Raw genomic sequence first — 9,729 nt, 5'->3', positions numbered from 1 at the left:
GACCTACCCGCCGAACCGTGCGCCGGAGTCGACGCCCCACAGCGCCATGGTGAGCAGCATGTTCACGATGATCACGACGGTGATGCTGGCTCGCATACCGTGTCCCGCGGCGACCCCCACACCCTCGGGGCCGCCGCTCGCGTAAAAGCCGTAGTAGCACTGGATCGTGGATGCGATCCAGACGAAGATGACGGCCTTGATCAACGAATAGACGATGTCCTGGCCGGCCAGCATCAGCGTGAAGTAGTGCAGATAGGAACCGGTCGAGCCGCCACTGCCGATCCCCACCACTATTTGGGTGCTCAGGTAGCCGATCGCCAGGCACGCGGCGTAGAGCGGAACGATCGCCACCACCGAAGCGATCAGCCGGGTCGTCACCAGGTAGGGGATCGGGCGGATCGCAATCGATTCCATCGCGTCGATTTCCTCGGCGATGCGCATGGATCCCAGCTGGGCGGTGAAGCGGCAGCCGCCTTGCATGGCGAAGGCGAGCGATGCCATCAGAGGAGCCAGCTCGCGGGTGTTGACCAGCGAGGAGACGAACCCGGTGGCGGGACCGAGTCCGAGCAGATCCAGGAAGTTGTAGCCCTCGATGCCGACGAGCGCACCGACGGTCGTGCCGAGGACGACGGCCACGCCGGCGGTGCCGCCACCCACCACGATCGAGCCGTTGCCCCAGGTGATGTTCGACAGCAGCCGCAAGAACTCGCCCCGGTACTGGCGTAGGGCAAGCGGCACGGCGACCAGCGCCCGGACGAAGAAGACCAACAAATGGCCGAGCCGGATGATCGGTACTTTGCCCCTGCGGTAGAGCCTTACGAGCGGGACCGAAATCGGTGCAAGCGGTTGATAAGCGGAGGCCGTCACGTCACAGCCCCGTCCTGGGCGACAACATGATGTAAAGCTGGCTGATGGCGACGTTGACGATCATCAGCAGCAGGATCGCCTCGACGACCGCCGCGTTCACCGAGTTCGCGACGCCCGTTGGTCCGCCCTTGGTGGACAAGCCTTTTTGGCTCGACACGATGGCCACGATCGCGCCGAACACGATCGCCTTCACCAGCGCCAAGATCATGTCGTCGGTCGTCGCGAACGACGCGAATGTCGAAACGAAGCTGCCCGGTGCCCCGTTCTGGAAATACACGTTGAACATGTAGCTCGCCAAGAATCCCGCGAAGCACACGACGCCGGTGAGGGCCACACCGATCATCACGGCCGCGGCGAGGCGGGGGACCACCAGACGGCGGATCACCGAGACGCCCATCACCTCCATCGCGTCGGTTTCTTCGCGCATCGTGCGCGAACCCAGGTCGGCGGTGATCGCCGACCCGACGGCCGATGCCATCAGCACCGCGGCCACCAGCGACGCCCCCTGCCGGATGACCGCGAGCCCGCTGGCCGCTCCGGCCAGCGACGTGGCCCCGACCTGGCCGGCGAGCAGCGCGAACTGGATGGAGAGGGTGACGCTGATGGGCAGCGACACCAGGATCGTCGGCAATACGGCGGTGCCGGCCATGAACGCGCCCTGACGGACGAACTCCTGCCATTGGAATCGCCCGGTCATCAGGTCGAAGAAGAAGTATTGAACGGTGCGCACACCCAGAACGAACTGTTCGCCGACCGTCGTCAGCGAGGCGATCGGGTGGCGTTTGACGTATCCGACCGACCAGTCCCGAACGGCGGCGACTCCATCGAGTTGTGTCGTCATAACGGCCCGAGCTGGGGTCCGGCCAGCAAACTTATGGCAGGGGTCATCGCGTGCCAGTTACCGCTTCCATCGGCTCTCTTCCCACCCGTTGAATTCCTGAGTGCCGAGCAGACGACTTCGGGTGCCATTGACGCCCATTGTTATTAAAATAGTGTCAACAGAGCCCAAGATTCTGCAGTTCATCGGTGTGTGCCGCATCACATTAGCCTACTTGATAGGGACTTTCAATAGTGTAGAGTCACTCATCTTAGTTCGTCGCGGGACGACACCATGGGGTTGGAATGTCGGATTGACGAAGGTGATGGCATGCCCTCAGCAAACACCGGCTCGCTGCGGGACCGACGCCGTGCCGCGCTGCTCTCCCAGATTCAGCAGACCGCGCACCGGCTCTTCGCCGAGCGGGGCTTCGAGGCGGTGACGACGGAGGACATCGCCGCGGCCGCCGGGATATCCATCAGCACCTACTTCCGGTACGCGCCCACCAAGGAGGGCCTGCTGGTCGACCCGGTCCGGGAGGCGGCCGCCGAGATCGTCGGCTCCTACAGCGCGCGGCCGGCACACGAGTCGCCGGTGGAAGCGCTGATTCAGCTGTTCGTCACGCACGCCAGGGACGTCAGCGAAGTTGACGACCTCGACCCGTGGCGTCACGCCGTCGCGACCGCGCCTCACCTCTTGAGCAAATCCGTATTGGTCAGCGAAACCGACCACGCCAACCTGATCGAGCAGGTCGCACAGCGGATGGGCGTCGATGCGATGGTTGACATCCGGCCCGCGTTGTTGGTCCACACGAGTTTGGCCACAGTGCAATTCGTCCTCGATGGGTGGCTAACCTCGGACATCGTCGCCAGCCCGCCTTTCCATGCGCAATTGGAAGATGCGCTGCGGATCACGCTCGCCGGATTCGACTGACCGGGAGCCCGAATCGTCGCCCCCGGCGAAACCGAGGTGACTTTGCTCGGCGCCGCGTGAAACAATCGCTGGCCGTGAAGACCTTCGAGGACCTGTTCGCCGAACTGGGGGAGCGTGCCCGCACCCGGCCGCCCGGCAGCGCCACGGTCGCCGCACTGGACGGCGGCATCCACGGGCTGGGCAAAAAGATCCTCGAGGAGGCCGGCGAGGTGTGGCTGGCGGCCGAACACGAACCCGACGACGCGCTGGCCGAGGAGATCAGCCAATTGCTGTACTGGACGCAGGTGCTCATGATCGCGCGTGGCCTGTCCCTCGACGACGTCTACCGGAAGCTGTGAGCGTGCTACGGGTCGCGGTTCCCAACAAGGGCACGCTGAGCGAGCCGGCCAGCGAGATTCTCGCGGAGGCGGGCTACCGGCGTCGCACCGACTCCAAAGATCTCACCGTCATCGACCCGGTCAATCAGGTCGAGTTCTTCTTCCTGCGCCCCAAAGACATTGCGATCTATGTGGGTTCGGGGCAGCTGGACTTCGGCATCACCGGACGGGATCTGGTCCGCGACTCGGACGCGCCGGTGCACGAACGCCTGGCGTTGGGCTTCGGGTCGTCGAGTTTTCGGTATGCCGGGCCGGCCGGGCGGGACTGGACGACGGCCGATCTGGCCGGCAAGCGGATCGCCACCGCCTACCCGAATCTGGTCCGAAAAGACTTGGCCGAGCGGGGCATTGAGGCCACCGTCATCAGGCTCGACGGTGCGGTGGAGATTTCGGTACAACTCGGCGTGGCCGACGCTATCGCCGACGTGGTCGGCTCGGGGCGCACCCTGAGCCTGCACGACCTGGTGGCATTCGGCGACCCGCTGTGCGATTCGGAGGCGGTGCTGATCGAGGGCGCCGACCCGGACGGCCAGAACGGGACACGGGCGGCGCGCGATCAGCTGGTGGCGCGGATCCAGGGTGTGGTGTTCGGCCAGCAGTACCTGATGCTTGACTACGACTGCCCGCGTTCCGTCCTGGAGAAGGCTACGGCCATCACGCCCGGACTGGAGTCACCCACGATCGCGCCGCTCGCCGATCCGGACTGGGTCGCCATCCGTGCGCTGGTGCCGCGTCGGGGCGTCAACGAGATCATGGACGAGCTGGCCGCCATCGGCGCCAAGGCGATTCTGGCTTCCGACATCAGGTTCTGCCGCTTCTGATCGAACGGGTGCGGTGACCGTGGCTGTGTTAGCGTCCGCCTAGGGCTGTTTCGCCCGTGTCACCCCCATGGGCCGTCATCCCTGACCGTTGCCGGGCTGTTCGTTCCCTCAGGAGGGTCTTCGTGACACACGCGCTTATTCTGCTGCTGGCTCTGTTGATCGGTGTCGTCGCCGGGTTGCGCTCGCTGACGGCTCCCGCCGTCGTTGCCTGGGCCGCGTTTTTGGGTTGGATCGACTTGCACGGCACGTGGGCGGCCTGGATGGCCAACATCATCACGGCGATTGTGTTCACCGTTCTCGCCATCGGCGAACTCGTGAACGACAAGCTGCCCAAGACGCCGGCCCGCACGGCGCCGCCGATCTTCGCCGCCCGGATCATCATGGGCGGGTTGGCGGGCGCGGTGCTGGGCGCATGGCCGCACTGGACCTATACCGCGCTCGGGGCCGGCGTCATCGGCGCGGTGCTCGGCACCCTAGGCGGCTATCAGGCGCGCAAACGTCTCGCCGCCGTGGCCGGCAAGGACTTGCCCATCGCGCTGCTCGAGGACGCCGTCGCGATCTTGGGTGGGTTTGCCATCGCTGCGGCGACCGGTCACGTGCTGACGGAGTACCTGCTCACGGCGGTTAAGTGACAGAGCATTTCGACGCCATCATCGTCGGCGCCGGACAGGCCGGCCCACCGCTGGCGGGGCGACTGACGGCGGCGGGGCAGCGCGTCGCGCTGGTGGAGCGCAAACTCGTCGGCGGCACCTGCGTCAACACCGGATGCATCCCGACGAAGACGCTGGTGGCCAGCGCGTACGCCGCCCACCTCGCGCGGCGCGGTGGGGACTTCGGGGTTTCTACCGGACCGGTCAGCGTCGACATGGCCAAGGTCAAGGCGCGCAAAGACGACATCATGCTGGGCGACCGCAAGGGCGTCGAGGACTGGCTGGCGGGCATGGACGGTTGCACCGTCTTTCGCGGGCACGCCCGTTTCGAGGATCCGCACACATTGCGTGTGGACTCGCAAAATGGGCAAGACGTGCTGCACGCCGACCGGATCTTCCTCAACGTCGGTGGCCGCGCGGTGGTCCCGGACATCCCGGGCCTGTCCGACATCGAGTTCCTCACCAACGTCTCCATCCTCGAACTCGACACGCTGCCAACGCATCTCGTCATCCTCGGCGGCAGCTACATCGCGCTCGAGTTCGCGCAGATGTACCGGCGGTTCGGGGCCCCGGTGACCGTCGTCGAGAGGGGTTCGCGCCTGGCGTCCCGCGAAGACGAGGACGTGTCCGCCGCCGTCCGGGCCATCCTGGAGGGCGAGGGCATCGACGTCATCGTCGGCGCTGACGACGTGCGGATCACCAAGACCGGCAACGGTTTTGAGCTCACACCTCGTGTCGGTGCGGATCCCATTGCCGGAAGCCACCTGTTGCTGGCCGTCGGCCGGCGACCCAACACGGACGACCTGGGGCTTGAGGTGGCGGGTGTGCGAACGGACGCCCGCGGCTACATCGTCGTCGACGATCAGCTCAAGACCAACGTCGACCACATCTGGGCGATGGGCGACTGCAATGGCAAGGGGGCGTTCACCCATACCTCCTACAACGATTTCGAGATCGTCGCCGCCAACCTGCTCGATGACGACCCGCGCCGGGTCAGCGACCGCATCACCACCTATGCGCTCTATATCGACCCACCGCTAGGGCGGGCCGGCATGACCGTCGACCAGGTCCGCGCGTCGGGCCGCAAGGCGCTCGTCGGTAAGCGGCCGATGACCAGGGTCGGCCGGGCGGTGGAAAAGGGTGAGACGCAAGGCTTTATGAAGGTCGTGGTCGATGCCGAAACCCGGGAGATCCTGGGAGCGGCCATCTTCGGCGTCGGCGGCGACGAGGCCGTTCACGAAATCCTGGACGTGATGTCGGCCAAAGCGCCCTACACCACGCTGGCGCGCACCATGCACATCCATCCCACCGTCAGCGAGCTCATTCCCACCATGCTGCAGGAGATGACACCGCTATCGGACTAGTGGCGATCGCAAGCGCGGCGTAACCGGGCGCTGGGGGTCCCCCCCGCGGAGCTGGGGGACGGGTCGCCACCGTCGAGTAAGTCGCCCTCTACCGCGACGCCGTGGCGGGGCGACGGGAACGGCGTCGCCTGCTACGCGCGGCGGCCGGACCGTGGCCGGCAACCGCGGTCGGCCCGGGCCGGCGGGTCGGGGCTGAGGCGGGCGCGACGACCTTGCGGGGCGCGGCTTCGCCGGCCAAGGCGTGGATGACGGGGGAGGCCGCCGAGACCTGTTGGGGAACGGCGCGAATGGCCGCCTTGCGCATCATCGATTCGGTGTCACGGCGTTGTTCGGGCAGCGCGATGGTGACCACGTCACCGGAGGCGCCGGCGCGGGCTGTGCGGCCGGATCGATGCAGGTAAGCCTTGTGCTCCGCTGGCGGGTCGACATGGACCACCAGGTCGACGTTGTCGACATGCACGCCGCGGGCGGCGATATCGGTTGCGACGAGGACTCGCGCGTGTCCGGCCGCGAACGCCGCCAAGTTCCGGTCGCGCACGGCTTGGGAAAGGTTGCCGTGCAACTCCACCGACGCGATACCCGACTGCGTGAGTTGGCGGGCCAGCTTGCGGGCCTGGTGCTTGGTCCGCATGAACAGGATTCGCCGCGAGTCTCCCGCGGCCAACCGGTGTACCAAGTCCTTCTTGGCTTGCGGGCCATCGACACAGAAGAGGTGATGTGTCATCGCAGGGGTCAGCGACGCCGGGTCCGCGACCGAGTGTGTCACCGGACTGGTGAGGAATCGCTTCACCAGGATGTCGACCGCGGCGTCCAGCGTGGCCGAGAAGAGCAGCCGCTGGCCGGTCGCGGGGGTGGCCGCCAAGATACGGGTAACGGTGGGCAGGAAGCCGAGATCGGCGAGGTGGTCGGCCTCATCGATGACGGTGACCTGCACCGCGCTCAGATCGATGACGCGTTGCTTCATCAGGTCTTCCAGGCGGCCCGGGCAGGCGACGACGATGTCGACCCCGGACTTCAGCGCCGCGACTTGTCTGTGCTGCGGCACCCCGCCGAAGATCGTGACCACGCGCAGGCGCCGAACCGCGGCAAGCGGTTCGATGGTCGCGGCGATCTGGGTCGCCAGTTCACGGGTGGGGGCCAACACCAGCCCGGTCGGCCGGCCCGGCCGCCGATTACCGGCATCGAGTCGGCTTACCAGCGGGATCGAGAACGCGAGCGTCTTGCCGCTGCCGGTCTTGCCGCGGCCCAACACATCACGGCCGGCAAGCGTATCCGGCAAGGTCTCGATCTGGATGGGAAACGGCCGGTGAGCGCCGCCCTTAGCGAGCGCGTCAACCAACGGCTGGCTCACGCCGAGGTGAGCAAAAGTTTTGTCTTCAAGCATATTTCATTGTCCCTAAGCATCGGTGGTAGCGAGATTGCCCGTCTGGCAACATCGATCGCCGCGACTCGAGGCTGTGCGGTGCGCACCTGGTCATCTCGGACTCGGCGCCCCGCGGGGATCTGAGAGGAAATAACGAATCGATCACGACGTGCTGGCAAGCCTTTCGGCGCCAACGTTGTCAACAGCATACCCCACTAGCGGTGAGCCGGTTAGTCGGCGGTTACGCCCCAGAGACCCTCGTCACATTCTTGGGTGAACGGTCGGTCATGCCGTCGGCTCGGCTTGATGCGAAACCTCTTGTGCCGCTGTGTATTCCGGCCATCCCGGATAAGTCGGCGGCGTTCCGCCGAACAGCGGGCAGTGCTGCTGGTGGGGGCACCAGTCACACAACCGCGACTGGCTGGGACGGAAATCGCCCGTCTGCCCGGCGGATTGGATCGCACGCCAGATCGCAATCAGGGTCTTCTCAAAACGCAGCAACTCGTCGTGGTCGGGCGAGTAGTCCAGCACTTGGCCGTCGGCGAGGTAGATGAGCCGCAGCCGGGTGGGGGGCACGCCGCGGGTGCGCAACAGGGCAACCGCGTAGAACTTCATCTGGAACATCGCCTTGAATTCGGCCAGGGCCCGCGCGGCCGGCGGCGCCTTGCCGGTCTTATAGTCGACCACCCGCAGCTCGCCGGTGGCGGCGACGTCGATCCGATCGATGAACCCGCGCAGCAGCGTGCCGTCGGCGAGCTCGACCTCCACGCGCTCTTCGCAGCGGTGCGGGTCGAAGCGGGTCGGGTCCTCGAGCCGGTAATAGCCGGAGAGCAGCGCACGGGCCTCGGCGAGCAGTTGGCCGCGCTGCGCGGGATCGAACTCGCCGGCCAGGTCGGGCGCCGCGGCGATCACCTGCTCCCAGGCCGGCTCGACCAGTGACAACGCGGTGTCGGGGCCGCGCTGGGCGGCGGGCAGGCCGTAGAGCTGCTGCAGGGCCGCGTGCACCACCGAGCCGCGCAGCTGTGCGGCCGACGGCGCCTCGGGCAACCGGTCGATCGCCCGGAACCGGTACAGCAGCGGGCACTGCTTGAAGTCGGCCGCCCGCGACGGGGAGAGCGCCGGTTTCGCAGCCGGCCGCGTGCGTGTCAGCGGCTGGTCGATCATGAGCGCAGCGTAGAACCGGGTGCCGACAACCCCGAGCACCGCCCGCGGCGAGTCGGCTGGCACGCTAGACGGCGTGTCCGCAACCGGCCCGTTCACCGTCGGGGAACGCGTCCAACTCACCGACGCCAAGGGCCGGCACTACACGATGTCGCTAACGCCGGGCGCCGAGTTCCATACCCATCGCGGCTCGATCGCCCACGATGCGCTGATCGGGTTGGAGCAGGGCAGCGTGGTCAAATCCAGCAACGGGGCGCCCTTCTTGGTGCTGCGCCCGCTGCTGGTCGACTACATCATGTCGATGCCCCGCGGGCCGCAGGTCATCTACCCGAAGGACGCGGCGCAGATCGTGCACGAGGGCGACATCTTCCCGGGCGCCCGCGTGCTGGAGGCGGGGGCCGGATCGGGGGCGCTGACCTGCTCGCTGCTGCGCGCGGTCGGGCCCGAGGGGCGGGTGGTCTCCTACGAACAGCGCGCCGATCACGCCGAGCACGCCCGTCGCAACGTCTCGGTGTTCTATGGCCAGCCGCCGGAAAACTGGGAGCTGATCGTCACCGACCTCGTCGACTCCGATCGGCCCGACGGCTCCTTCGACCGGGCGGTGCTCGACATGCTCGCGCCGTGGGAGGTTCTCGACGCGGTGTCCCGCCTGCTGATCCCCGGCGGCGTACTGATGATCTACGTGGCGACCGTGACCCAACTGTCGCGCGTCGTGGAGGCTTTGCGAGCCCAGCAGTGCTGGACCGAGCCGCGGTCGTGGGAAACGCTGCAGCGCGGCTGGAACGTGGTCGGCCTGGCCGTTCGGCCGCAGCACTCCATGCGCGGGCACACCGCATTCCTGGTCTTCACGCGACGCCTGGCGCCCGGCGTCGTCGCCCCCGCGCCGTTGGGACGCAAACGCGAGGGCCGCGACGGCTAGCGGCGATCGCAAGCGCGGCGTAGCCGGGCGCGGCGGGTCGTCGCCAACGGCTGAGCTTTGCCCTAGTCGTCGCTGCGCTGCAGGCCGCGCCGCACCGACAGCAGCTCGAACTCTGGGTGCGCGGCCACCAGCCGTTCGGCCGCATCCAGGACGTCGACCGCGTGGCTCCGATCGGCGGACACCGTGGCCAGACCGATGCCCGCGCGCCGGTAGAGCTCATGTGAACCGGTCTCGGCCGCCGACACGCTGAATTTGCGCCGTAGCTCGGCGACGACGGGGCGGATCACCGACCGTTTCTGCTTTAGCGACCGGACGTCGCCGAGTAAGACGTCGAACTCGAGCCAGCCGATCCACATGCCGGGTGTCAACCGGGTGGCTCCGGGGTCGGACCGGGCTCCGGGGCGGGTGCGGGAGCTGGGGCCGGTGCGGGCTCCGGGGCGTGTCTCTTATACACATC

The 9,729-nt window shown here is 67.2% G+C and carries 11 protein-coding genes; 6 read left to right on the top strand and 5 right to left on the bottom strand.

The features are described from left to right. Positions 1-3: 3 nt before the first annotated feature. Together A5781_RS02570 and A5781_RS02565 are read right to left on the bottom strand one after the other, a co-directional pair. Positions 4-867 (bottom strand): ABC transporter permease, encoded by an 864-nt coding sequence (locus A5781_RS02570; RefSeq protein ID WP_067200715.1) that lies wholly within the window; start codon positions 865-867, stop codon positions 4-6. A gap of 1 nt (position 868) precedes the next feature. Next, a complete protein-coding gene (locus tag A5781_RS02565) occupies positions 869-1,708 on the bottom strand; it encodes an ABC transporter permease (protein WP_067200712.1) in 840 nt (279 codons plus the stop codon). Between the two features lie 306 nt (positions 1,709-2,014). Here A5781_RS02565 and A5781_RS02560 point away from each other — a divergent pair, with 306 nt between their 5' ends. From A5781_RS02560 to A5781_RS02540, 5 genes are all read left to right on the top strand, one after another. Next, on the top strand, positions 2,015-2,617 hold the full coding sequence (locus A5781_RS02560) for a TetR family transcriptional regulator (RefSeq protein WP_067200709.1): 603 nt from the start codon (positions 2,015-2,017) through the stop codon (positions 2,615-2,617). Between the two features lie 56 nt (positions 2,618-2,673). After that, a complete protein-coding gene (locus tag A5781_RS02555; protein ID WP_066946853.1) occupies positions 2,674-2,955 on the top strand; it encodes a phosphoribosyl-ATP diphosphatase in 282 nt (93 codons plus the stop codon). Between the two features lie 2 nt (positions 2,956-2,957). After that, entirely contained in the window at positions 2,958-3,815 is an 858-nt protein-coding gene (hisG, locus tag A5781_RS02550; protein ID WP_067201021.1) for an ATP phosphoribosyltransferase, read from the top strand. Between the two features lie 122 nt (positions 3,816-3,937). After that, entirely contained in the window at positions 3,938-4,447 is a 510-nt protein-coding gene (locus tag A5781_RS02545) for a DUF4126 domain-containing protein (protein WP_067200706.1), read from the top strand. Next, on the top strand, positions 4,444-5,829 hold the full coding sequence (locus tag A5781_RS02540; protein ID WP_067200702.1) for an FAD-containing oxidoreductase: 1,386 nt from the start codon (positions 4,444-4,446) through the stop codon (positions 5,827-5,829). The genes A5781_RS02545 and A5781_RS02540 overlap by 4 nt, the downstream gene beginning before the upstream one ends. An 88-nt stretch (positions 5,830-5,917) precedes the next feature. On the opposite strand, the gene A5781_RS02535 is transcribed toward A5781_RS02540, so the two are convergent. After that, positions 5,918-7,213, bottom strand: a complete 1,296-nt coding sequence (locus A5781_RS02535) for a DEAD/DEAH box helicase (RefSeq protein WP_067200699.1) — start codon at positions 7,211-7,213, stop codon at positions 5,918-5,920. A 264-nt stretch (positions 7,214-7,477) separates the two neighbouring features. Next, positions 7,478-8,356 carry a RecB family exonuclease gene (locus tag A5781_RS02530; protein WP_067201019.1) on the bottom strand — a complete coding sequence of 293 codons (879 nt, stop codon included), beginning with the start codon at positions 8,354-8,356 and terminating at the stop codon, positions 7,478-7,480. 73 nt (positions 8,357-8,429) lie between these two features. Between A5781_RS02530 and trmI the strand changes: the two genes are divergently transcribed. Then, positions 8,430-9,272 carry a tRNA (adenine(58)-N(1))-methyltransferase TrmI gene (trmI, locus tag A5781_RS02525; protein ID WP_067200696.1) on the top strand — a complete coding sequence of 281 codons (843 nt, stop codon included), beginning with the start codon at positions 8,430-8,432 and terminating at the stop codon, positions 9,270-9,272. A gap of 62 nt (positions 9,273-9,334) precedes the next feature. Here the strand turns inward: trmI and A5781_RS02520 are convergent, their stop codons facing one another. Beyond that, the gene (locus tag A5781_RS02520; protein WP_066946832.1) at positions 9,335-9,628 is read right to left on the bottom strand and encodes a DUF503 domain-containing protein; all 294 of its coding nucleotides are present in this window, start codon (positions 9,626-9,628) and stop codon (positions 9,335-9,337) included. Between the last annotated feature and the right edge of the window lie 101 nt (positions 9,629-9,729).

It is taken from the genome of Mycobacterium sp. 852002-30065_SCH5024008 (assembly GCF_001665645.1).
Classification (GTDB): Bacteria; Actinomycetota; Actinomycetes; order Mycobacteriales; family Mycobacteriaceae; genus Mycobacterium; species Mycobacterium paraffinicum.
The sequence above is the reverse complement of the archived record's forward strand: the minus strand, read 5'-3'. Positions and strand labels throughout refer to the sequence as shown.

What these genes read in the sequence shown, in the direction of transcription:
- A5781_RS02560 (WP_067200709.1), top strand. Translation starts at nt 2,015, where the DNA reads ATGCCCTCAGCAAACACCGGCTCGCTGCGGGACCGACGCCGTGCCGCG.
- A5781_RS02535 (WP_067200699.1), bottom strand. Translation starts at nt 7,213, where the DNA reads ATGCTTGAAGACAAAACTTTTGCTCACCTCGGCGTGAGCCAGCCGTTG.
- A5781_RS02530 (WP_067201019.1), bottom strand. Translation starts at nt 8,356, where the DNA reads ATGATCGACCAGCCGCTGACACGCACGCGGCCGGCTGCGAAACCGGCG.
- A5781_RS02565 (WP_067200712.1), bottom strand. Translation starts at nt 1,708, where the DNA reads ATGACGACACAACTCGATGGAGTCGCCGCCGTTCGGGACTGGTCGGTC.
- A5781_RS02520 (WP_066946832.1), bottom strand. Translation starts at nt 9,628, where the DNA reads ATGTGGATCGGCTGGCTCGAGTTCGACGTCTTACTCGGCGACGTCCGG.